Source organism: Flavisphingomonas formosensis (assembly GCF_009755815.1).
GTDB lineage: Bacteria > Pseudomonadota > Alphaproteobacteria > Sphingomonadales > Sphingomonadaceae > Flavisphingomonas > Flavisphingomonas formosensis.
The window spans coordinates 1,043,572-1,066,541 of the sequence record NZ_WRPK01000001.1 but is presented as its reverse complement, the minus strand read 5'-3'; the positions used below and the strand labels follow the sequence as shown (position 1 = coordinate 1,066,541).

Here is a 22,970-nt window from a genome sequence, read left to right as displayed (position 1 = left end):
TCCCGCCCCAGCCCCGGACCATGCCATGCTGCCTGCCCGCACCTTCAGCGTCTCGATCCGCCGCGAATGGCGCGCCGTCTACGAACGCATCTGGCGCCCCGAATATTTCGCGCGCTGGGCCTCGGGCCTCGCCCAATCGGAATTGCGGGAAGCGGACGGATATTGGCTGGCGGACGGCGCGGAGGGGCCGGTGCGCATCCGTTTCACGCCGCATAACGACTATGGCGTGATGGACCATTTCATCGAGACGGACGACGGGCAGGCCATCCATGTGCCGCTGCGCGTGGTGCAGAATGGCGATGGCGCGGAAGTGATGCTGACGCTGTTCCGCCAGCCGGGCATGGACGAGGAGCGCTTTTCCGCGGACATAAAGTGGGTCAATCGCGACCTGAAGGCGCTGAAGGCGCTGATCGAGCGGTAGCCGCTCGCTCCTCCCATCCGCGCTGGCGGCAATCCCCGCCCGCGGCGCAGTGTGGCGGCATGCAAGTGAGCGACCATGCCATCCGCCGCTATCGCGAGCGCGTCTCCCCCGTCGACGACGACACCGCACGCGCCGCGATGATGGCGCATGAGCCGGCGGTGCGGATCGCGGCCGATTTCGGCTGCGAGACGGTGAAGCTCGGCAATGGCGTGCGGCTGAAGCTGAAAGGGGATGTGGTGACGACGGTATTCGGCAATGGCAAGCAGGCGGGGCGCGGCGCCCCGATTCCGCCCTTCGCGGAGGCGTGGCGATGAGCGGGGAGGAGAAGGCGGGCAAGCGCCGCGGCCGGCCGCCGGGCACCGCGAAAAACGCGCCGAAATGGCGCGCCAGCTATGTCGGGCAGGCGCGGCGGCTGGCCGCGATCGGGCTGACCGACGCGGAGATGGCGGCCTTCTTCGGCGTATCGGTGCGCAGCATCCATCACTGGAAGCAACGCCATGCCGCCTTCGCCGAGGCGCTGACCATCGGCAAGGAAGCCGCCGACGCGCGCGTGGAGCAGGCGCTGTACCACCGCGCGGTCGGCTATGCGCACGATGCGGTGAAGATCCACACCATCGCCGGCAAGGTGGTGGAGACGGCCTATGTCGAACGCTATCCGCCGGACGTGACCGCCGCGATGTTCTGGCTGAAGAACCGGCGGCCGGACCTGTGGCGCGAACGCAGCGAGATGAACCTCGTCGCCGACCTCGCGCAGAGGATCGCCGCCGGGCGGGCGCGGCTGATCGAGGGGGAGCGCGGCGAACCCGCGACGCCTGCCCTCGAGGCGCCGCTTTCGAACAGCCACCCCAGCCTCTTCGAACCTCCCGCGCAGGGCGGGGAAGAGGAGTGAGGGGCATGGTCTCATGCCGTCGGGGCTATCGGATCCGCACGTCGCCACTCTTCATCCTCCCCCGCAGGGGGAGGGGGACCGGCGAAGCCGGTGGAGGGGCCCCGCGCACGACAAGCGGCACCTCTGAGGTGAGCAGGAACCCCACCACCGCCTTCGGCGGTCCCCCTCCCCGTTCCGGGGAGGATGAGAAGGGGAGGATGAGGACGATATGAGCGCCCCCTCCCCTGCCGCCACGCCGGCCGCGTCGCTGATGGACATCGTCGCCGGCTTCTCCTTCTCGCCGCTCGATCATGCGCTGTTCGCCTATCCCTGGGGCGAGGGCGTGCTGAAGGGCGCGCCCGGGCCGCGCCGATGGCAGCGCGACGTGATGGAGGCGATCGGGCGGCACCTCGCCAATCCGGCCACGCGGCACACGCCGATGCGCATCGCGGTCGCCTCCGGCCACGGCATCGGCAAGTCCGCGCTGATCGCGATGATCGTCAACTGGGCGCTGGATACGTGCGAGGACACGCGCATCCTGATCACCGCCAACACCGAGGCGCAGCTGCGCACCAAGACCGCGCCGGAGATCGCCAAGTGGCGCCGCCTGGCGCTGACCGAAAGCTGGTTCCGCCCCACCGCCACCGCGCTGATCAGCGCCGCGAAGGGCCATGAGCAGGCCTGGCGCGCGGACCTCGTCACCTGGTCCGCCCAGAATACCGAGGCGTTCGCCGGCCTGCACAACCAGGGCCGGCGCATCGTCGTGATCTATGACGAGGCGAGCGGCATCGCCGACAAGGTGTGGGAGGTGACGCTCGGCGCGCTGACCGACGCGGCGACCGAGATACTCTGGATCGCGTTCGGCAACCCGACGCAGAACAAGGGCGCGTTCCGCGAATGCTTCGGCCGGCACCGGCGGCTGTGGCACAAGGCGCAGATCGACAGCCGCAGCGTGGAGGGCACCAACCGCGCCTATCTGGACGAGCTCGCCGCCACATATGGCGAGGAGAGCGACATCGTGAAGGTGCGCGTGCGCGGGCAGTTCCCCGCCGCCTCCTCGCTGCAGTTCATCTCCGCCGCGGGCGCGGGGGCGGCGCGGGCGCGGGGCGTGGAGAGCCTGCCGAGCGATCCGCTGATCTACGGCGTCGACATCGCCCGCTTCGGCGATGACCATTCGACCCTCGCCAAGCGCTGCGGCCGCGATGCGCGCAGCCGGCCGTGGAAGCGCTGGCACGGCGCGGACACGATGCAGGTGGCGGGCGACATCGCGCTGGAGGCGGCGCAGGAGCGGCCCGACGCGATCTTCGTCGACGCGGGCGCGATGGGCGCGGGCGTGGTCGATCGCCTGCGCCAGCTCGGCCTCATGAACGTGCACGAGGTGCATTTCGGCGGGCGCGGCCGCGAGGCGATCTGGGCCGGCGCCACCCGCGTGCGCACCGCCAACAAGCGCGCCGAGATGTGGACCAACCTGCGCGCCTGGCTGGACGGCGGCGCCATCCCCGACGAGCAGGCGATCGAGGACGACCTGACCGGCGTGGAATATGGCTATGACGCGAACCAGGCGATCATGCTGGAGAAGAAGGCGCACATGAAGGCGCGCGGGCTGGCATCGCCGGACGACGGCGACGCGCTGGCGCTGACCTTCGCCGAGCCGGTGATGCCAAGGGAGACGCCGGGGTGGCTGAGCCCGGGGCGATGGGGGCGCCAGGAGGCGGGGGTTTATGATCGCTATGCGGAGTTGAAGAGGGAGTGGGATTGAGGGAAAAGTGCTGAATTTCCAGCCCGCTACAATGGCCGCCCGACCGCGGCAGCCCAACAGGGGCGACCTGCCCAATCCTGTGGAAACCCCATCGCCCGCCTCTGATGATCCGGACGCGTTGCCACCAGCGCGGCGACGCGGGCGGGGAAGCTCGTATCGCCGCTTTGATGGCGGACCATATGGGCCAGCGCCACCAACGCGTTATAGATGAAATTCGCGGGCTGATGCTGGACGCCCTGATCGGTCTCGACCCGCGAGATGACGAGATCCTGCCTGAAGCGCTTGATGAGCGGCAAACGCTTGACGGTCTGCCGATTCCACAGGCGGCCATGATGAGCGCAGATATTGCGGATGTAGGAGAAAAGCTGAAGTGTTCCCTCCAGCACCTCGCGATTGGGCAGGCCGAGATCTTTGGCCACCGCGGCCTTGACCTTCAGATCGCGCGTCGCCTGAAGCCACCGAGACAATTCACCGAAGGTCATCAGTTCCGTCACCACCCAGAGGGGCGGCATGAATGGCTCCTCATATTTCCTGCGATAATGCTCGACGAAGACCTCCTTGCTTTCCCTGGCCCGAATTGCCAGCGCAGACAGCAAGGCGAGATGATCATATCCGGATTGGAATACCGTGACGTCGAGATGGGCGTGGGATCCGTGAGCCAGAGTGAGGCGATTGGTCCAGCGCGATCGCAGCGCAATCTCGATCCGCTCGATCGCCTCCGTGACGAGCAGCCGAAGCTTCCTATCGAACACATAGATATCGACGATGGATTCGAAATTAGTGCCGTCCGGGAACAGCTTCGTTCTCGTGGCATCGGCCTGCGCCGGCAGTTCGAAGGGCAGCCAATAGGCGCTCAACCGATAATAGCCGACCGTTTCGAGCCAGCGGCGCATCAACGCCTCGTCCCCCTGCATCCCGCGCGCCCTCAGCAGCGCAATCTGTTCGTCAATCGTGGTGGCGGGCTTGTCATAAAGCATGAGGCCTCCCCGGTTACCCGAGGAGGCCCCAAAAGTAACCCCCCGGTATTGGGCAAGCCGAAGCTCTAGGCCTGGGGGGTGTTGTTGAGCGCTATGTAGGCATGGCAACGACAACGGTCAATGAGGGGGTCGGTTCATCGCTCATCGGCCGAGAAGCACGAATGCCACAAGCACCGCCGGCCCCGAACCGAAGGCAGCCGCATTGCGAACGGGCCTTATCCGATCGGAAAGGAGGCTGCCAGCCTTTGCCATTGCGCGCGGTGCGAGCCCTCGTGGTTCGCCATGCCAAAGCGGGTGAGATAGCCGCTCGCTTTCCAGGCGCCCTCCTCTTTCCAGCCGGCATAGCTATGGATGGCGCGCACCGGATTTTCGCGCCAGTTGATGTTGAAGGCCCAGTTGGTCGGGAAGAATTGCAGCTCGGAATAAGGCAGGTGATCGTGGATCCACCAGGCGAGCGCCGTCCAGTCGCCATCGTTCGGAAAGGCATCAACGAATTCGGGAAGGACGATGCAGGCGGTGGCGCCCATATGGCCGTCCGCATCGCGGCGATCCCAGATGTGGCCGGCATAATTCCTTTCGTTCGACGCGCAATTATAGCCTTTGCGGCCCGCCTTCTGCATGGCGTTACCGAGGCCGTTGACCTCTGCCGAGCGATAGGCGGAGCGGATGGCGATGCGGCCGAAGACGCGCTGCAGCGGCTCCAGCAGGTCCGTGCAGAGGCGCGTGCCGGCGGCGATGGCGAGATCGGGATCGTCCGGCACATTGGCGAGGCCATGGATCGCCGCAATGTCCGAAAAGAGGAAATCGCGCATATAGAAATGCTGTGACAGGCGGACGCGGCCGAAATCGCTGAGCGCGGCGACGGTGGTGGGGGATTTCATGGGCATCGCGCGGCCATCTCGGGTTCGCCTGCTGGTGCTGTGTTCGGCTCCGTTCCGCGCGCCTTGCGCAGCGCCTTGCGCTCCGCATGCAATCGCTTCGCCAACTTCCGCAACGAGGCGTTCGGGGGATAGGCCGTGAAGACCTTGTTGCGGCCAGCGACTATGAAGATGAGCTCGGCCGTGCTTTTCACTCTCCACTGGTAGAGTGCTCTTCCCTTGCCCTTTTCCCGGATCAGCAGGGCCTTGCCGGAACGCAGCCCGTCCATCATGTTCGAAAAATCCCCCGGCCCCAGCACGACTCCGTAGCGATCGAGAAGCCGGCGATGGAAGTGCCAGTGCTCTGCGGGAATTGCGACGCCGTTCCACCGCTCGTCATAAGAGAAATGCCGCGTCAATCCCGCTCCCCCCCAGCGATCGCCTTCCCCGACAACGACCTGCGACGACTATTGCCGTGACATTCAGCGACCGTCCATGCTCGTTCGAACGATCGAGCGCCGCGACCATGTTGGAGAAGAAGACCCATATGAAGGCGCGAGGGCTGGCATAGCCGGACGACGGCGACGCGCTGGCGCTGACCTTCGCCGAGCCGGTGACGCCGCGGGAGACGCCGGGGTGGCTGAGCCCGGGGCGGTGGGGGCGCCAGGAGGCGGGGGTTTATGATCGCTATGCGGAGCTGAAGCGGGAGTGGGATTGAGGGGGCGGCGGCGGCAGGGATGGGCTCAATCTCGTTCGTTTCAACGATCCGCCCCAATCCCTAAACGGCCATCCCCGTCAAGGAGTTGGATGTAGATTGGCAATCACGCGCTCAATAGCGCCCGTTTGCCCGATTTATCGGCCACCCCAAGCTGCCTCTTGTTGATCGCGCTCGCGGGGCATGCGTGAACGCCATCGTAAGGGCAACCGCGATGTTAAGTTTCTGAGAAATCTGATTGTGACCCGTTTTGCCGGATGGGGTTACCGAGACTAACACGGTGTTGAGGCTCGCTAACCCTCCCTCGCAACCACGGTGTCGTACAGGCCGTATCTGGTGAGCCCCTCGTGGCTATCAAGGCCGGTGTACCGCAAGGAGGCGTCCTCGTATCGACGGAAAGCGAAGACTGCCTCGTTCATGCGCTCGGTGTTGAACACCTTAAGTCGTACCAGCAAGTGGAAGTCGGCCACCGATAGGCCCGTTACTGACTGGAACAGCTCCGGCTCCAGCTTTGTGATAACATCCTGGAGCGTGTTCTCGCGAAAGTCGGTAAGGTACATAAAGGCAGGAATGCGAGTAGCGAACTTGATCAGCTTCTCCTGCACCAGCTTGCGCTTCGATTTATACTCCTTCTCCTCCTCGGTGAGCTCCCGCTTCTCGGCCGTGCTAAGGTCCTTTCCCTTCGCCTTGGCCTTGAGATCCTTTACCTTCTCGCTCTTGTTGATGATCGTCTCGATGATGTTGTCACCGAGGTTTCGCCAGCCTTCGATCCGCTCGACCGCCGCCAAGGCCTCCGGGTTGTCGAGCACCCGCCGCAACGTCTCGTTGTCCACGTTGACCAGCATCGCCGATTCCCACTTGCGCGCGAGCAGGGTGGCGGAAGTGCCGGCCATGGCAATGTCGAGGATGCCACCCGCATCGATTTGCGTCATGTTCGCCCCGTCATAGGCGAGCACAGGCAAGAAGGAGACGAGATCACGGACGGCGCTTTCGGGATTAGGCTCACCCGGCGAGAGGCCGATGCCGTATTCGGAGAGCTGCCGCAGGGCGCGCGTGGGGGCGAAGTCGAATACGAAGCACGCCGGCTTGAGGATTTCCTCCTCGTTCGGATTATCGCCGTTGGGATTCTTAATTGACCATGGCGACTGCACGCGGAAGGCAGCCTGAAAGTAGGTCTCAGGCGATTTCAGATTGCGCAGCATCAGGATCGACGACCATTGCGGCACCGTCACACCGGTAGTCAGCTTGCCGCACGACAGGGTGATCGTCTTGGTGTCATACCCGCCGCCGATCGCATCGCGCACCGGGCCGAGCGCGTCCAAACCGATACCTGCTGAAGTGCCTGCCGCGACCACGACCTTGTAGTCGGACCACCAAGTATTCTGCGGCTCGGCCAGCAGGTTAGCCATCGCACGACATGCCGCCACATTCGGCAGGAACCAGAAACTGTGCTGGAGATACGGCAACAGCCGCACGTCCGAGTAGGGGAAGGGCGGCTTGGTCCCAGTCTTTAGCGCCTCGACCGTCTGTGGCGCATAAGCTCCCCGAATGATGCTGAGCCATTTCTGCACCTCGTCCTTGTGGACGAACTGCGCCAACACGCCCGCCCCGCTCGCCCGGAAAAACTCGTTGAGATCGAACTCGTCGAACTCACCCGCGCTGGCGATCTGAAGCAGTTCGTCAGGCATCTGATAGGTGAGCAGCCGCATCTGGGGCAGCGCGCCATAGGGGTTCCGCATGCTGGGATGGGCCGCGGCGAACTCGGCCTTCGCCCTCTGCTCGTCGGTGTAGGTCCAGTTGAAAATCTGCTCTTCGATGAACTCGCCGGTGGCAAGCGCCTTGAACGGCGTGCCGGAGAGATAGAGGTAAGCGCGCGTGGTGATCGGCAGGAACTCCGCCTCTTTGGCGGACAGCATTTCGAGGTCCTCGTTCACCGCATCGAGATCGGCTTCCAGCTTGGCCGCAGCCTTGATCACCGGCGCTTCCTCGCCCTCGAACAACTCCTTGGCAGTGTCGCGCCACGCCCCGAAATGATACTCGTCAAAGATCACGAGGTCCCAGTTGATCGCGTGAATCCACTCGTTCCGCGGCTTGATGTTGCCTGCAGCATCACGCCCGAGCAGGTCCTGGAACGAACCGAAATAGACGACCGGCTTATCCGCCGCGATCTGGCGCGGGTCGCGGCCTGATGAACGCGACAGGTACTGCCAACCGTCGAAATCGACATGGCTTTCGAGATCGGTCCGCCACGCATCCTCGACCGCCGGCTTGAACGTGACGACCAGCACCCGCTTTGCCGCGAGCTCCTTGGCGAGCTGATAGCTGGTGAATGTCTTCCCGAAGCGCATCTTGGCGTTCCACAGGAAGCGCGGAACGGCGCGCATGTCCTGCTGCCAACGCGAATGGAAATAGGCGTAGGTCTGATCGACGGCCGCCGCCTGCTCCTTCCGCATCGGGAATGTCTCCTGGTGCGAGCCGGTGAACTGCTGGCCCAAGCGCAGCTCCGCCAGCACGGTCTTCACATCGGCGACGGTGCAGCGCATCCATTCGAGCTGCGGGTTGGCAAAGCCTTTCTGTTTCAGCCGCTCGCGGACGGCATGGTCGGTGATGATCCCACCGTCGTCGCGCTCGCCACTCTCATCGAGTTCGATCGTATAGTTTGCGATGGCGGCCGTCTTCAGCTGCTCTGCCACGCGCTGCCTTACGTCGCGCGTGGTTTGACCCACCTTGAGGAGGCCGGCGTGGGCGGCGTCGGCTATGGTGTAGGCGTAGATGCGCGGGCGGGACTCTGGCTTGGGGGTAAGGATTTCATCGATACCTGGCTTAGACAACGCCAGCCTCCCAAAGTCGGATCGTTGACGTAATCAGCTCGATCTCCTCCGGAGTAAGGCCATATTTGTCGAAGAGATCGTCATCCGACCAAGGTCGAGAAAAATCCTGAAGAGGGACGAAAGAGTAGGCTACCCGAGGAAGGTCTTGAGCCGACGCGCGCGCCGCAACCAGAAACCGGAAGAACCGTGTCGTCACATAAGAAAAGCAGTTTCTAGCGCTGTCTTCATCATCATATGTCCCAAGTAGGACATAGGTCTCGGTCAGCACCGATGCTGGTGGCAAAACGCCCGAGAGCGATAGCACCTTTCGCATGCCGTTCCGGTCTACCTGTCCAGCGTGCTCAGCCGAGGACTTCGATGTAAAGACCTTCCACCTATCGATCAGGTGCGTGTTCTCGACAATCTCGGTACGCGCTGCCCAAGCGCGCCCACCGCTCTGAAGAACCACCAAATCGTCCAAGTTCACTTTGGCTGGCGTCCCACGGTAGAATGTTCGCAATCCGAAGGGTTTCTGCCCGCTAACCTGCTGATCGAACCGCAGCTCCCTAGGAAGGACTACTCCCTCTTTGCCGGTCTCCTTCCTAACGATCTTTCTCAAGATCGAGATGTGGTCGTTGTTGCGGATGAATATGTCACATCCCGGCTCCAGCAGGGGCCGAATGCTCTCACTCTCGTGCCCACCGAAGCCGTGGCTTACGACACGGCAATCACCTTGTTTGTCACGGTCCCACAGAAAGTAGCAAATACCGCCCGCAACATCGACATTAGGGAAGCACTGTCGGCTGTCTGGGAAATCAACGATCTGCTGAATGTGGCGATCCTCCAGCATATCCTTCCGGAAGGAGTCCAGGCCACGCCCACCGAAGAACCAGCGCGCCGGAATAACCATTGATAGAAACCTGGGTTGTAGAGCCTTCGCCTGCTCCACAAACTTGTTGTATATGGGGATCGCACTCGCACCCTGCCCCCCGTCGGAGAGTTGATAGGGCGGATTGCCGATAACCACGTCGAACTGCATGTCGGCTCCAAACAGCTCGCCCATGCGAGCCTTGATGTCGTTGGTGTGGATGAACGCATAGGCGTGATTATCGAGCGGGGCGGGCCGATTGAACACCTCGCGCGGCGCGCCGCAGAAGGTGCATCGTGCTTCGCTCCAACGATGCTCAGTCCGCTCGAACCATATATTGCCCGCTTCAGTTGTGAAGCTCTTCGCGACTGAGTGCTCGCCGTTGGCGAACTTTGAGCAGTAAAGGCTGCGCCGCGCGAGGAGCGCGGTCAGCGTCGTGATGCCGATGCCGAACACCTGCTTGGTCAGGATGTGATCGACCCGCTCCTGTAGGTCGGGTTTCCAACCGGCGAGCCCGGCGATCAGCCGCGTCGTGATCTCGCGCAGGAACACGCCTGATTTGGTGAACGGGTCGAGGAACCGCACGGTCGGGTCCGCCCAGATACTCGCGCCGTCGTTCCCCTTCGCCCACGCCTCCGCAAGCGTGTCGAGCATCCGGTTGGCGAACTCGGGCGGGGTGAACACCTCGTCGTTCGACAGGTTGGCGATGCAGGTCAGAACGTCGGGGTTGCGCCCCCGCAGCGTGAAACTAGCCTTATCGAGCATCCGCCTCCATCCCCCCGTCCGCCGCCGCCAGTTCCCGCACCGTCATCGGCGGATAGTCCTTCACCGGCGTAAACACCTCGTGCCGACCGAGCCCCCCGAACAGCGAAGCCTGCTCTCGCAAACTCGACTGCCGAAGCTCGCCCGCGCGGGTGAGCGAATCAAGCCGAAAGTCGCGCCGGTTAAACTTCCCCCTGCCGACCGATGACCATTCGGTGACTCGGATCGGCTGACCGTCCGCCGCCACCATCTTCATCGCGTCGCCGTGGATCAGGTTGAGCGATAGGACATGGCTGGCCGCCCGGTACAGCTCGTCCGACTCGTCGATGCCGAGGTATCCCGCAAACACCTCCAGCATGTTCGCTCGGCACTCGGCGATGTTGTCCGCCAGCAGCTCGATCCCGTACAGGCTGGTGAGCGCGAGCAGCGCATAGTGCCGCTTCTCGAAATCCGACCTGCCATACTTCGCCTCGACGGCGGCTAGCTTGCGCTGGAGGATCGGCACGAGGAAGTTCCCGCTACCGCAGGCCGGCTCCAGAAAGCGGGAGTCGATCCGCTCGGTCTCGCCCTGCACTAGATTGAGCATCTTCTCGACCAGCCACGGCGGCGTGAACACTTCGCCGTGATCCGAGACGCGCTTCTTGGATTTGATCAGGGAGGCGCTGGACAGAACGGGACTTTCGCTCAGGCGGTCAGGACGACTTTGTTTTGTGCGAGATTGGGGGCCCATACTCACCATCGATTGAGAGCCCCCGGGCGTGACGCCAGCACCGTTGCCAGGCTCCGTCGTCGGTTTGAAACGCGTCAGCACGTCAAGAGCGCGGCAGACGTACTGAGGAGCGCGAGCGCTGCCGCTTTCCCATCCAGCCACCTCGGCAACGCTCACGCCGAACTGTGACGCAACCTCCTCCACGGTGAGCCCGGCATCGGTCCTGAGGGCGGAAAAAGACATGGAACTTCCTAAGAACAAATGGCGGGCGGGAGCAAGTACGTCCGGTCGAGGAATCGCTAACGGCCAGGGCTATCAATCCACCGTCAATTCCGTGAGCCTTCGGATTGTCCGCACACCGTGTTCCTCGCGCGGCTCGGCGCGCCGGTGGCCGATCGTTCGGTCCAACCTAACGTCGCATTCTGGTCGATAGCGATCGCTCCTCATCAGCGGTCGGAAATGCCAGACGAAATGGGCTGCCGGAAACCTGCAGTTTTTAGGACGGCTAGATGCAGCCAGTCCACAGATCCCGATCGTTCCTCACTCTTCCGCAAAGAAATCCTCATCGATCCGCTTCACCAGGATGCTCCGGCTCGTCCGCACGCCGACGCCATGCTCGACCATCAGCTCCGTCAGCCGCGCGCCGCCGATCAGGATCACGCGCTGCGGCAGGTGGCGGACATAGTCGGTGGCGCCGCTGGAGAAGGTGGAGGTGGTGACGAAGACGCCCTTCGTCGCGCCGAAGCCGACGAGGCTGCCGACGAAGCCCTGCACCTCGGGCCGGCCGACCGGGACATGGGCGGCGTAGCGCTTGGCCTGGACGTAGATGCGGTCGAGACCGAGGCGGTCTTCGTCGATCACGCCGTCCACGCCGTTGTCGCCCGATTTGCCGAGGCGGAGGGCGGCGTTTTCGTGGGAGCCGCCATAGCCCATGGCGACAAGCAGGTCGACGATCACGCCTTCGAAGAAGGCCGGGCTCTGGGCGAGGATGCGGTCGAGGAGATCGGCCTTGAGCTTGGCGTGGAGGACGGCGTGGGCGGCGTCGATCTGTTCTTCCGGGGTGGCGGAGGCCGTTGCGGCGGCTTTGGCGGCGGGCTCTTCGTCGGGGCTGGTTGATGCGGAGGGCGTGTAGAAGGCAACGAAGGCGGGATAGGCCTTCAGCGTTTCGACAGTGATCGTCGCGGGATTGGTGGCGAGCAGTGCCCTGCCCGCCTCGCTCGCAGCGAACAGGCCATGGCCGAGGCTGTCGATCAGACCGGCCTTGGACAGATAGAATTTCGCCCAATGGAGACGGTTATGCAGGATGCGCTGCTTTCCGCTAGCCAGCTTCTCCTCGCGCTCGGCCTCGGTGAGGCCGTACTGGTCGGCGATGAGGTCGGCAGCTTTGGGTACGCGGGTGGGGCCTTGCGCGGCGAGCCGCAGAACGGGCAGCATCAGGCTTTGATAATCCGGTATCGCCATCCTCTTCCCCTCGCGCTCCGTGGCGGTCTGTGCGCGATGGGCGGCGGCGGATCAACCGGTGATGGGTCGAATTCGGTCTGGATCTCCCTCGTTCGCCGGTGCCCCCTCCCTAACCCTCTCCCCATCGGGGAGAGGAAATGAGGGGGTTGACCTTGACATGGTGTCAGGCCCCATATCGGGCGGCGTCAGCAAGGAGACGGCCGCGTGGCGCAGGAGCATCATCATTCCCCTTCCCCGGCCGCACCGGCCCAGGGCCATGGCTGTTGCGGCGGAAACGGCGGCGGCGGGGGTGGCGGCGGCGCGGCGGCGACGGTGACGGATCCGGTGTGCGGGATGAGCGTCGATCCGGCCAGGACCGCGCATCATGCCGAGCATGACGGGGCAAGCTATCATTTCTGCTCCGCCGGGTGCCGGGCGAAGTTCGTCGCGGATCCTGGGCGCTATCTGGGGGAGCCGCGCGCGGCCGAGCCGGTGCCGGAGGGGGCGATGTGGACGTGCCCGATGCATCCGGAGATCCGCCAGGACCATCCCGGCGCCTGCCCGATCTGCGGCATGGCGCTGGAGCCCGAGGCGCCGAGCCTGGATGCGGGGCCGAATGAAGAGCTGATCGACATGGGGCGGCGCTTCCGGATCGGCCTGGCGCTCGCGCTGCCGGTGTTCGTGCTGGAGATGGGCGGGCATATGGTGCCGGCGCTGCATCATCTCGTGAGCCCGCGCCTCTCCGGCTGGATCCAGATGGTGCTGGCGAGCCCGGTCGTGCTGTGGGCGGGCTGGCCCTTCCTGGTGCGCGGCTGGGCCTCGGTGACGAGCCGCAACCTCAACATGTTCACGCTGATCGCGATGGGGACGCTCGTCGCCTGGGGCTATTCGATGGTCGCGGTGCTGGCGCCGGGGCTGTTCCCGCCGGCGATGCGGGGCATGGACGGCAGCGTGCCCGGCTATTTCGAGGCGGCGGCGGTGATCACCGTGCTGGTGCTGCTCGGCCAGCTGCTCGAGCTCAGCGCGCGGGAGCGGACGTCGGGCGCGCTCAAGGCGCTGCTCGGCCTCGCGCCCCGCACGGCGCGGCGGATCGCGGCGGACGGCGGCGATGAGGAGGTGCCGGTCGATACGATAGCGGTCGGCGATCGGCTGCGCGTGCGGCCGGGCGAGGCGGTGCCGGTGGACGGCGTGGTGGAGGACGGGCGCTCGGCGATCGACGAGGCGATGGTGACGGGCGAATCCCTGCCCGTATCCAAGGGGCCGGGCGACGCGGTGATCGGCGGCACGATCAACCGCAGCGGCGCGCTCGTCATCCGCGCCGAGAAGGTGGGGCGCGAGACGATGCTGGCGCGCATCGTGCAGATGGTGGCCGAGGCGCAGCGATCGCGCGCGCCGATCCAGCGGCTGGCGGACCGGGTGGCGGGCTGGTTCGTGCCTGCCGTGCTGGCGGTGGCGGCGACGGCCTTTGCCGGGTGGATGCTGTGGGGGCCGGAGCCGCGCTTCGCCCATGCGCTGATCGCCGCCGTCTCCGTGCTGATCATCGCCTGCCCCTGCGCGCTCGGCCTCGCGACGCCGATGTCGATCATGGTCGGCATCGGGCGCGGCGCGGGATCGGGCGTGCTGATCAGGAACGCCGAGGCGCTGGAGCGGATGGAGGCGATCGACACGATCGTGGTCGACAAGACCGGCACCTTGACCGAGGGGCGGCCGGCGGTGACGCGGATCGTCGTCGCGGAAGGATGGGACGAGGAGGAGTTGCTGCGGCTGGCGGCGAGCGTGGAGCGCGCGTCCGAGCATCCGCTGGCCGACGCGATCGTGGCGGAAGCGGCGGCGCGCGGCATCGCGCCGGCGGCGGCGACGGACTTCGCCTCGCCGAGCGGCAAGGGCGCGGAGGCGATCGTCGAGGGGCGGCGCGTGCGGATCGGCAATGCGGCGTGGCTGGCGGAATGCGGCATCGATGTGGGCGCGCTGGCCGGCGAGGCCGATGCGCTGCGTGCCGACGGGGCGAGCGCGGTATTCGTGGCGGTGGATGCGGCGGTGGCCGGCGTGATCGCCATCGCCGATCCGGTGAAGGCGACGACGCCGGACGCGCTGGCGGCGCTCCGGGCCGAGGGCGTGCGCGTGGTGATGCTGACCGGCGACAATCGCGTGACGGCCGAGGCGGTGGCGCGGCGGCTGGGCATCGCCGAGGTGGAGGCGGAGGTGCTGCCCGAGGCGAAGAGCGCGGTGGTCGAGCGGCTGCGCGCCGAGGGGCGGCGCGTCGCGATGGCGGGCGACGGCGTCAACGACGCGCCGGCGCTGGCCGCGGCGGATGTCGGCATCGCGATGGGCACGGGCACCGACGTCGCGATCGAGAGCGCGGGCGTGACGCTGCTGAAGGGCGACCTGACCGGCATCGCGCGGGCGCGGCGGCTGAGCCGGGCGACGATGCGCAACATAAGGCAGAATCTGCTCTTCGCCTTCGTCTACAATGCGGCGGGCGTGCCGATCGCGGCGGGGCTGCTCTATCCGGTGGCGGGGATCACCCTCTCGCCGGTGATCGCGGCGGCGGCGATGGCGCTGTCCTCGGTGAGCGTGGTGGGCAATGCGCTCAGGCTGAATCGGGTGGATGTTTGAGGGATTCATTCTCCCCTTCTCATCCTCCCCGGAACGGGGAGGGGGACCATGCGAAGCATGGTGGAGGGGCTTCGGCCGGCAACAGGCCGCGTGCATGAGGTGAGCGGAACCCCTCCACCGTCCTTCGGACGGTCCCCCTCCCCCTTCGGGGGAGGATGAGAAGGGGACGAAAAGGAGATTCGCATGAACATCGGGCAGGCGGCGGAGGCGAGCGGGGTCTCGCAGCGGATGATCCGCCATTATGAGACGATCGGGCTGATCCCGGCGCCGGCGCGGCGGGAGAGCGGCTATCGCGATTATGCCGAGGCGGACGTGCATCGCCTGCGCTTCATCGCCAATGCCCGCGATCTCGGCTTTCCGATCGGGGAGATAGGCGAGCTGCTCTCGCTCTGGTCCGATCGCGGGCGGGCGAGCGCGGATGTGAAGGCGCTCGCGCTGGCGCGGGCCGAGATGCTGGGGCGCAAGGCCGCGCAACTCGAGGCGATGCGGGCGACCTTGATCGACCTCGCCGAGCGGTGCCGCGGCGATGCGCGGCCGGATTGCCCGATCCTCGCGCGGCTGGAGGGATAGCGCCGCAGCGCTGAGCGGACGCCTCTCCCGCCCTCCCTTTCGGCATTCCCCGACATGATGAGACGGCTGGGGGATGATGAGAGTCCCGCTCCCCGATTCCGATTATCCGGTCGTCTGGGCCGATCCGCCCGGCGCGGCGGATGGCCCTTCCCTCCTCAGCGGCGCGACGCCGCCGGACGATGACGATCCGCTGCAGCTGCATCGCGACGAAGTGCGGGTGCGCCAGGCGGATGCGGATCTGGTGTCCGGCTGGAAGGCGGTGTCCGCGCCCTGGTTCGCCTCGCAGGGCGAGACGGCGGCGCGGCGCTGGCAGGATATCCGGCAGGCGCTGGACGAGACGCTCAGCCGGCCGCTGGCCTCGCTGGAGAATGACCGGCAGCGGCGCCTGTATGGCGAGATCGCGGCGCTGCGCCGCGGCGCCTGGCAGAATGAAGCGAGCGCCCATGCGACGCGCGCGGCGCAGGCGTTCAACGAGGCGGAGTCGCAGCGCCGGCAGGATCTGGCGCAGGGTGCGATCGTTCGCGGCGCGCGGCTGGGCGATGCGCGCGCGGTGGCGGAAGGCGAGCAGCGGCTGATCGGCGAGATCCGTGGGCGCGGCCGTCGCCTGGGGCTCGATGCCGACGCGGCGGGGACGGCCGAGGCCGAGGCGCTGAACAAGGCGCGCGCCGACGCCGCGAACCATCTCGTCGCGCATGATCCGCAGCGCGCGCGAAGCTGGGTCGACTGGCATCGCGGCCTGTTCGATCCGGCGACGACGGAGCGGCTCGACGGCTGGCTGCGGCCCTATGCGGCGGAGCAGGACGCAGGCCCCCTCGCCTTGTCCGGCCGGCCCGATGCGACCGCTGCGGCGGCGCCCGATGCGGAGACCCGGGCGGTCATCGACCGGTCCTGGGCGAAAGTGCTCGATCCGAGCGCCGTCTCGCTGCGCGCCATCCCGCCGGCGGACCATGTGCGGCTGCCGCCGGAGCATCAGGCCGGGATCGGCGCGGCGATCGCGGCGAACCGGCGCGGCCGCGATCCCGACCCCGATCCGGCACTGTTCCGGAGCCTGGCGGACAAGGCGCGGCAGGGCAGGCTCGATGTCGCCGACGTGCGGCAGGCGTGGGGCAAGCTGCCGCTGCGGGACTGGCGGCAGGTGGATGGCTGGCAACGAGGCGGGTGGCGCGATGCATCGGCCGATGCCGCAAGGCCGGCGGTCCTGGCGACGGGGCCGATCGCGCTGACGCCCGACATGATCGCGAGGAGGAATGCCGCTCTCGCCGCCTTGTCGGCGCAAGGCATAGCCGCCGCGCAAGGCGCTCTCCATCCCGATCCCGGCGCTCGGCCCACCGATCCTCAGAAGCCCACGGGCGGACAGATTTCCAACGGCGGGATCACGACGCGCAGCGCTGGCCCGGGTGAAAAGCCCACGCCCTTCACCGCCTTGTTCAAAAGCATAGCGGAGGAGCAGCCAAAGCTGGCACCCGACCTGCCCGGCTATGCCCAGAAGGCGATCGAGGCGTTGGGCGGCGTGGATCCGTTCACCCGGCAGATCGAGAATGAGCTGTCGGGATCCTTCTTCGACACCGGCGTCGACAAGACCAAGGCCATTCTCCAGATTCGCGCGTTCGGCAAGGCCAGGGATCCCGCGACCGGAGAGCTGCAATGCCCCGATTGCGCGGCGGTCGGCGACAAGCTGCTCGACTATCTGTCCGATTACAATGCTGCGCATCCCGTCGAAGCGGGAATGGTGGGATTTGGCCGTTTCAGCACGGGCGCCGTGGGGACCGTAACCGAGCTTCCATATCGGGCGGCCGGCAATCTGGTCCTCGGCACGATCAACGATGTGAACGGCGACGCAAATCGTATCGGCGATTTCAGCCTGCACAACCTCTATGATCCGCTGGTCGCGGCCAATAATTACTATGAACGCACGCAGATGGGGCAGGCCGACGTCCTCGGCGATACCCTGTCACTCGCGAAGCGCACCGGCCGCGCGATCGCGGACCAACATCACGACACGAAGGACATACTCGATAAGCACGGCGTGCTTGCGACCCTGGACGCACGCAGCCAAGGCATCGGCGAAGCGGCCGGAACGATCGCCGGCTTAGCCACCGGCTATGGCGAGTATCGCGTTGCCCGTGAATTGAAAAACTGGTCCTCGGAGAAAATGTGGGTCCAATCATTGGACCCCACGACGATAAGCTTCACTCAAAGCTCAGTATCATTCCAAAAGATGGGTGCAGATTATAACCTAAATAGCTTGGTTAAAAGCATGCGAAAGAGCGGGTGGACCGGCAAACCGATCGACGTTGTATCCATGCCCGATGGAACACTCGCAACGATTGACAACACTCGCGTTCTAGCTGCCAGGATATCCGGAATTAATGTTCAAGCGAATGTTCGAGGTTTTCATAATCCTATCACCGACCCGATCAGGCAAGCCTCCTTGATGGAGAAAGGAATCGTTCCGGAGACATGGGGTGAGGCTGCCCTATTGCGCATCAACAAACCAATTCAGAATGCGACCTATCCGGATATGAATCCGGAATGGTCTACACGATATCCCTATGGATCACTCTATGACCCGGTGGTAAGGTATTGACATGAAAAATAGTGCTTTTAAACTCTATGAGTCGGATCAATTGCCTACGGGCTTTATTTATCCGAAACGGCTCAAACATATATCAGAGTCTGGCGATTATCCCAATATCGCCCCTTGGTGGTTCATAGACGCAATCTCAAATGCGGGACGATTGGTTTACACTATCCGCAAACACGATGGAAGAAACCTGGTACCTTTTGCCAAGATTGACGACGGCAGCGGAGACATAGCCTGCCTGGATGGCGACGACAAAGGGGGAAATCCGGCGGTATTAATGCTCATATTAGACGATTCTGGTCGCAGATATTCGTACAAAGATTTTGAAGACTGGATAAATTCCGCAATATCAGAATCAAAACGTTTTTAATATATAGAAACGCGAGATCTGTCATTATAGTATAATATTGCGGCGACGTGCGCAAATTTATAAATCATTAAGATGCTCGGCAGAAGTGATTTAGATACGAGCGAAATAGGAAGAATGATTAGGGAAATCGAGTCGGAATGATATGGCTTAGCCAACGAAGCGCCGCTGAGCGAGATGGCCCGCCAGCCTTCGTGGAAGTTGATGGCGCCGGTGCGCCTCGCCCAACATCGCGCACGTGATTCACAGGTGAATGCCATGCAACCGGATGCAAAAACAACCCTTGAACGGCGCCAGGATCAGTTCGAGAATTTCTATAATGAACTCATGCCCTCTTTAGTTTATTTTTTGAAAAGGCTCGGGATCGAACCAGCTCATGAAGTTCTTAATCACGCAAGCGCCTTTAAGGAACCGATCGCCGCAGCCCTCCAAAATCTTGTCGCAGAGGATGACGCGGATCGCATTTGGCTCATCAGCAGGGTCGGCTATTTTATCGGAGAGTATTTCGCCCAGAAGTTCAGCGGCCATTGGTTCGTAAACGATGTCGAGGGCTCTAAATTTTTCGCGCGATACGTCGTCGGCCGGTTCACGGCCCCAGTGCGGTCAAATGCGATGATAGATCCTTTCGATGCGGCGCAAGCCTATGTGGACAGCCCCGTCCCCCGACGTTTAGACAAAGTCCTGAACGAGATCGAACACGATCTGTCTCCATCACAATAAAACCCAAGCAGAATTGATGAACGCCGACGCTGTCAACCCGGCTTCTGCAAAGCCAGCGGCCCGCGCAACGGCGCTTCCTGCCGCGTAATCCAGTAGGCAGCGGCGAGCGGCCGGCCAGCGCAAAGCTATGCCTCGATCTCCTTGACCACTAGCTCGCCGTCGGAGCCGAGATCACCCGCCGCTAGGCCGTGACGCAACATCTGGCGCCGGTTCCGCACATGCGCCCCGAGCGCTCCGACGTCGGTCAGCGGGTCGTCCGCAACGCTCCTCCCCGCCAGAGGACTGCGCGCGCTCGACCAGCGCCATTCGTACGCCATGTCGACCAATCGTGCCGCAACCAGATTCAATTCAACGTAGCTCACCGCGTTCATAAGATGGGCGTCATCCAAGGGTTAGCTCGCAAAACGCCCCTGAAAGGGTTGGCCGCACGAGCCTTCGCGGAAATTGATAGCGCGCGTATAGCGCCGGTGCGCCTCCCCCCGCATCGCGCGTCGTCCATCAGGCACCAGACGAGGCAGTGCGTGCCGCTGGCTTTGGCCGCATCGGCCAGCACCCCGAGATAAACGACCCTGCCCTCGTCCGAAAAGAACACCGGCAACCGTCGACTGCAGCGTCGCGTCACATGATGGCCAGTACCGGGTATGGCGATCCGTGACAGTCTGGCCGTTCGCCGTCGAGCGGGTGAGGCGACGAAGTGTCAATTATATATACCGTCCCTGGATTACATGCGGCCGCCATCAACGCTAACAAGAATCGAGTGGTCGGCGGCATATTTAGTCGGCGCGAGGATGGAACCATGGTAACGAATGAAGGGAGCGGCCACTTCTGGCAAAATTGGACACCGGAAATACGTCGCCAGTTTTCCGAAATGATGCGGGTCCCGCGGGTTTAATCACATTCACCTCGAAGGAATGTAAAAGTGATAAAACATCGTTTAGATAGCCTAGATATAGGCGCAAATATCAATATTTCTATTACCAATGCAGGAAAATGGACGGTTTCATCCGGAAAAAATAGCTTCCCTCTTGATAATATCAAGGACTTTTTCAGAATTTGGCGAATCCTCGAAAAACCTTTTTCCGAATCTCAAATTGCGCTCACAGAGCTCGCTAAAAACGGGCCGGTCTCCAGCCCTTTTCCCTATTGGAAGCTAATCGCATCTACTTTCTCAGCAGAATCACGGCAATGGGCAGAGCATTCTTTGGGATGGATACCACATTTATCTATCGATGATAAAATACTTCTAAAGCCATTTTTGACTGAAGCCAGTCGGAGTGAGTGGATTTCTCAGCCCATGGCAAAAACGCTCAATAAATATATACAGGATATCTAGACAGGCAAGGACAGTCGCTCGGAAATGCCCGCGCTGGGCCGCGAGCCCGCGCAGGGGATGCGCGCGACCTTGGTCCGCCTTGCCAAGAGTGTCAGCAACGACGGCTGGCCGGATGACCCGATCCCCGCGCGGCCAGAGGGAGAGCGCCGCTATTTCTTCGCGCGCGCGGCCGTGCCCTTCTTGCTCTTGCCCTTGGTCTGATCCTGGCCGAGCGCGGAGGCCGCGAGCGACTTGATCTGATCGAGGGTCGGCACGATGCGATCGGCGAGAATGTCCGAGGCGAGCGAGGAGATCGCGTCGGAGGTCTGCTTCGCGAGCGCGGCGACGCTGGGCAACCCCGATTTCGCCGATCTGGCCGGCGCCTTGGGCTTTGCCGCCGCAGCCGTCTTCTTCGGCGCGGCCGGAGCAGCTTTGGGTGCCGCAGCCTTGGGTGCCGCGGCTTTGGCAGCGGGCTTGGCCGCTACCGGCTTTTTCGCGGCGGCGGGCTTGGCGGCGTTTTTCGCCGGCGCCGGTTTCGCGGCGGGCGGCTTCGCTGCCACGGGTGCCTTGGCGGCGGCGGACGGCGCGGCCGTGCTGGTGCTGGTGCTGGTCTTCGATGACGCCTTGGCGGGCGTGGCGGGCTTGCCTGTCTTGGTGGTCGTCTTGGCCATTGGTGGATCCCCATCCCGGCTGGCCCGTCGCACCGAGCGCGGGCCCGGCAAAGGGACGAAGCTCCGCCGGATTTGTTCCGCGTCCGTCCGGCAGAGCGGCCGCACCGCCCGCCAGGCCGGTTCGGAGTCTGTTTGGAAATGCGCGGAAGCGCGCATTTCGAGGCGGCAGCGGCCCTCAGCCTCCCGTGCGGTTCTTCAGGAGGGCGATGATCTTCTGGCCCGGCTTCAGGAAGCCATTGGCGTCCAGCTCATATTCCTGGTCCGCAGTGCCCAGCGCGACGGTATTGCCGACATTGCCGCCGATCACGCGCACCACATCCGGCGTCACCTCCACGACGATGTCCGAATGGCTGACATATTGGCTGTGGTTCTCGGCATAGGAGAAGGAGAAGGCGTTGCCGGCGCGGTTGCGCTGGATGATGTCGCCGAGGGCGGGCTTCTGCTCGTCGATGCGATAGCCCCAATAGGGCTTGTCGGTGCGGCCGGTGACGCGCGCCTTGATCGCATTGTTGACGAAGACGGAATGGCTCGCCGCGAACTGGAAGTTCGCATAGGCCGGCCCGCCCTTGCGCACCACCCAGGAGATGAACGCGGCGGACCAGGGCACGTCCTCGCCATTGGCATAGGTGCTGCGCCCGTCATAGGGCTCGCCGATCGCGGCCCACATCGCGCGCACATAGCCGCACCAGGGATCGGCCTTCTCGCTGCCCGTGCCCTTGCCGAAGCGGAGCCATTCGTCGATCGCGGCACGGATCAGCGCCTCCACCTCCGGCCGATCGGGCGCGCGCAGATATTTGCCGAAGACGACGCCGTCGTCCGCCCCCGCCCGCACCTTGCGCCAGCCCTCGACGGTGGACGGGCCGAGATCGGCGACCGGATCGGCGATGGTGAGATCGCGCAGGATCGTGCCGCTCGGCGCATCGCGCAGGCGCAGCCCCTCCGTGCTCACATAGCGGTTGGCACCAAGCGGGACGGGCGCGGGCGCGGGCACCGGCGGATCGACCGCACCGCCGCCGCCACCCAATACGGCATCGTCCGGCCCGCCCCAGGCCAGCCGGCCGGTACCGTCCTCGTCCACCTGGAAGGCGCCGAGCTCGGCACGCGGCACGCGCACGACATCGCGATCATAGCCGATGCCGGTAGCGGGATGGGCGACCTCCGGCGGCACCTGCCGCATCGCCCATTTGTTGGAATAGAAATATTGCTCGGTGCCGAGGAAGGCGCGCGACATCGAGATCCAGGGGAGCTGGATCAGCCCTTCCGCCTGCAGCTTGGAAAGCAGTGCGCCGCTGCCATAGGCGCCGATCCGGTAATCGCCCGCGATCGCATCGCGCACCGCCTTGAAATAAGCGAGGATCGGGCCGTCGATCTGCGCCCCGGTGTAATCGGCATCGACCGCGAACAGGATGGTGCTGCCGACGCCCCGGGGCTGGCCGACGCGCCTCGCGAAATCCATCGCGCTCTTCGCATTGGCGGTGCCGATCGCGGCAGAGAAGTGGGAAATGTCGCGGCTGCTGTCCTGGAAGATAGGCAGGATGGCGAAGCCTTCCTTCGACAGATATTTCGCTTCCTCCGGCGTCAGCGTCTTGGGCCGCGCGCTGCTGGCATAATAGCGGACCAGCGTGTCCACTCCGCTCTGCCGCAGGAAGGCGAGGAAGCGCCCGCCATTGGCCGTGTTGAGCCTGAGACTCACATCCGCGACGGACCAGCCGTCCGCCCGCTGAAAATCGTCCTTGTACGCCATCGTTCGCGCCTCCCAGCGAATCGTGGGCGCTCCCAGGCGGAGACACCCTTCCGTTCGCGACCCGGACGCGGGATCGGCTTGCGCAGGCGGAGGGGAACAGGCGGATCGACCCGAAAGTCATCCCGTCCCCCACGAACAGGCTGCCGATTCGTTGGCTGTACTGTGACACAGACGCGCGGTTCCCGAAACCATCTTGATGA

The 22,970-nt window shown here is 64.4% G+C and carries 21 protein-coding genes; 11 read left to right on the top strand and 10 right to left on the bottom strand.

Annotation, left to right across the window (positions count from 1 at the left end; all coding sequences use genetic code 11):
• Positions 1 to 25 precede the first annotated feature (25 nt).
• From GQY20_RS05260 to GQY20_RS05245, 4 genes are all read left to right on the top strand, one after another.
• Entirely contained in the window at positions 26 to 421 is a 396-nt protein-coding gene (locus GQY20_RS05260; protein WP_157215937.1) for a polyketide cyclase, read from the top strand.
• Between the two features lie 65 nt (positions 422 to 486).
• Positions 487 to 735, top strand: coding sequence for a hypothetical protein (locus GQY20_RS05255; protein WP_157215936.1), 249 nt, complete (start codon positions 487 to 489; stop codon positions 733 to 735).
• Positions 732 to 1,310, top strand: coding sequence for a hypothetical protein (locus GQY20_RS05250; protein WP_157215935.1), 579 nt, complete (start codon positions 732 to 734; stop codon positions 1,308 to 1,310). Before GQY20_RS05255 ends, GQY20_RS05250 begins: the two co-directional genes overlap by 4 nt.
• Before the next feature lie 208 nt (positions 1,311 to 1,518).
• Positions 1,519 to 3,048 carry a terminase gene (locus GQY20_RS05245; protein WP_232475889.1) on the top strand — a complete coding sequence of 510 codons (1,530 nt, stop codon included), beginning with the start codon at positions 1,519 to 1,521 and terminating at the stop codon, positions 3,046 to 3,048.
• A 26-nt stretch (positions 3,049 to 3,074) separates the two neighbouring features.
• On the opposite strand, the gene GQY20_RS05240 is transcribed toward GQY20_RS05245, so the two are convergent.
• The 7 genes from GQY20_RS05240 to GQY20_RS05210 all read right to left on the bottom strand — a co-directional run bounded on the left by GQY20_RS05240 (position 3,075) and on the right by GQY20_RS05210 (position 12,207).
• Entirely contained in the window at positions 3,075 to 4,025 is a 951-nt protein-coding gene (locus GQY20_RS05240) for an Abi family protein (protein WP_157215934.1), read from the bottom strand.
• A 215-nt stretch (positions 4,026 to 4,240) separates the two neighbouring features.
• Complete coding sequence (locus GQY20_RS05235) at positions 4,241 to 4,906, bottom strand: hypothetical protein (RefSeq protein ID WP_157215933.1); 666 nt, start codon at positions 4,904 to 4,906, stop codon at positions 4,241 to 4,243.
• Complete coding sequence (locus GQY20_RS05230) at positions 4,903 to 5,301, bottom strand: hypothetical protein (RefSeq protein ID WP_157215932.1); 399 nt, start codon at positions 5,299 to 5,301, stop codon at positions 4,903 to 4,905. Before GQY20_RS05230 ends, GQY20_RS05235 begins: the two co-directional genes overlap by 4 nt.
• A gap of 589 nt (positions 5,302 to 5,890) precedes the next feature.
• Positions 5,891 to 8,428, bottom strand: a complete 2,538-nt coding sequence (locus GQY20_RS05225; protein ID WP_157215931.1) for a GIY-YIG nuclease family protein — start codon at positions 8,426 to 8,428, stop codon at positions 5,891 to 5,893.
• Positions 8,421 to 10,040 (bottom strand): Eco57I restriction-modification methylase domain-containing protein, encoded by a 1,620-nt coding sequence (locus tag GQY20_RS05220; protein WP_157215930.1) that lies wholly within the window; start codon positions 10,038 to 10,040, stop codon positions 8,421 to 8,423. Before GQY20_RS05220 ends, GQY20_RS05225 begins: the two co-directional genes overlap by 8 nt.
• A complete protein-coding gene (locus GQY20_RS05215; protein ID WP_232475888.1) occupies positions 10,030 to 10,989 on the bottom strand; it encodes a helix-turn-helix domain-containing protein in 960 nt (319 codons plus the stop codon). The genes GQY20_RS05220 and GQY20_RS05215 overlap by 11 nt, the downstream gene beginning before the upstream one ends.
• 297 nt (positions 10,990 to 11,286) lie before the next feature.
• On the bottom strand, positions 11,287 to 12,207 hold the full coding sequence (locus GQY20_RS05210) for a restriction endonuclease (protein ID WP_157215929.1): 921 nt from the start codon (positions 12,205 to 12,207) through the stop codon (positions 11,287 to 11,289).
• 204 nt (positions 12,208 to 12,411) lie between these two features.
• Here GQY20_RS05210 and GQY20_RS05205 point away from each other — a divergent pair, with 204 nt between their 5' ends.
• From GQY20_RS05205 to GQY20_RS05185, 5 genes are all read left to right on the top strand, one after another.
• On the top strand, positions 12,412 to 14,802 hold the full coding sequence (locus GQY20_RS05205; RefSeq protein ID WP_408641047.1) for a heavy metal translocating P-type ATPase: 2,391 nt from the start codon (positions 12,412 to 12,414) through the stop codon (positions 14,800 to 14,802).
• Between the two features lie 183 nt (positions 14,803 to 14,985).
• On the top strand, positions 14,986 to 15,372 hold the full coding sequence (gene cueR / locus GQY20_RS05200) for a Cu(I)-responsive transcriptional regulator (protein ID WP_157215928.1): 387 nt from the start codon (positions 14,986 to 14,988) through the stop codon (positions 15,370 to 15,372).
• Between the two features lie 76 nt (positions 15,373 to 15,448).
• Positions 15,449 to 17,959, top strand: coding sequence for a hypothetical protein (locus GQY20_RS05195; RefSeq protein ID WP_198350835.1), 2,511 nt, complete (start codon positions 15,449 to 15,451; stop codon positions 17,957 to 17,959).
• 1 nt (position 17,960) lies between these two features.
• Positions 17,961 to 18,326 (top strand): SMI1/KNR4 family protein, encoded by a 366-nt coding sequence (locus GQY20_RS05190; RefSeq protein ID WP_157215926.1) that lies wholly within the window; start codon positions 17,961 to 17,963, stop codon positions 18,324 to 18,326.
• Positions 18,327 to 18,500: 174 nt separating this feature from the next.
• Positions 18,501 to 19,043, top strand: coding sequence for a hypothetical protein (locus GQY20_RS05185; protein ID WP_157215925.1), 543 nt, complete (start codon positions 18,501 to 18,503; stop codon positions 19,041 to 19,043).
• 125 nt (positions 19,044 to 19,168) lie between these two features.
• Here GQY20_RS05185 and GQY20_RS05180 read toward each other — a convergent pair whose 3' ends face one another.
• Entirely contained in the window at positions 19,169 to 19,414 is a 246-nt protein-coding gene (locus tag GQY20_RS05180) for a hypothetical protein (RefSeq protein ID WP_157215924.1), read from the bottom strand.
• A 323-nt stretch (positions 19,415 to 19,737) separates the two neighbouring features.
• On the opposite strand from GQY20_RS05180, the gene GQY20_RS33005 reads away from it, so the two are divergent.
• The gene (locus GQY20_RS33005) at positions 19,738 to 19,935 is read left to right on the top strand and encodes a polymorphic toxin type 43 domain-containing protein (RefSeq protein ID WP_157215923.1); all 198 of its coding nucleotides are present in this window, start codon (positions 19,738 to 19,740) and stop codon (positions 19,933 to 19,935) included.
• Positions 19,936 to 19,962: 27 nt separating this feature from the next.
• Positions 19,963 to 20,376: a hypothetical protein gene (locus GQY20_RS05170; RefSeq protein WP_157215922.1), complete on the top strand. Its 414-nt coding sequence runs from the start codon at positions 19,963 to 19,965 to the stop codon at positions 20,374 to 20,376.
• Positions 20,377 to 20,525: 149 nt separating this feature from the next.
• Here the strand turns inward: GQY20_RS05170 and GQY20_RS05165 are convergent, their stop codons facing one another.
• Together GQY20_RS05165 and GQY20_RS05160 are read right to left on the bottom strand one after the other, a co-directional pair.
• Positions 20,526 to 21,026: a hypothetical protein gene (locus GQY20_RS05165; RefSeq protein ID WP_157215921.1), complete on the bottom strand. Its 501-nt coding sequence runs from the start codon at positions 21,024 to 21,026 to the stop codon at positions 20,526 to 20,528.
• Between the two features lie 175 nt (positions 21,027 to 21,201).
• Positions 21,202 to 22,770, bottom strand: coding sequence for a DUF2272 domain-containing protein (locus tag GQY20_RS05160; protein ID WP_157215920.1), 1,569 nt, complete (start codon positions 22,768 to 22,770; stop codon positions 21,202 to 21,204).
• Positions 22,771 to 22,970: the final 200 nt, after the last annotated feature.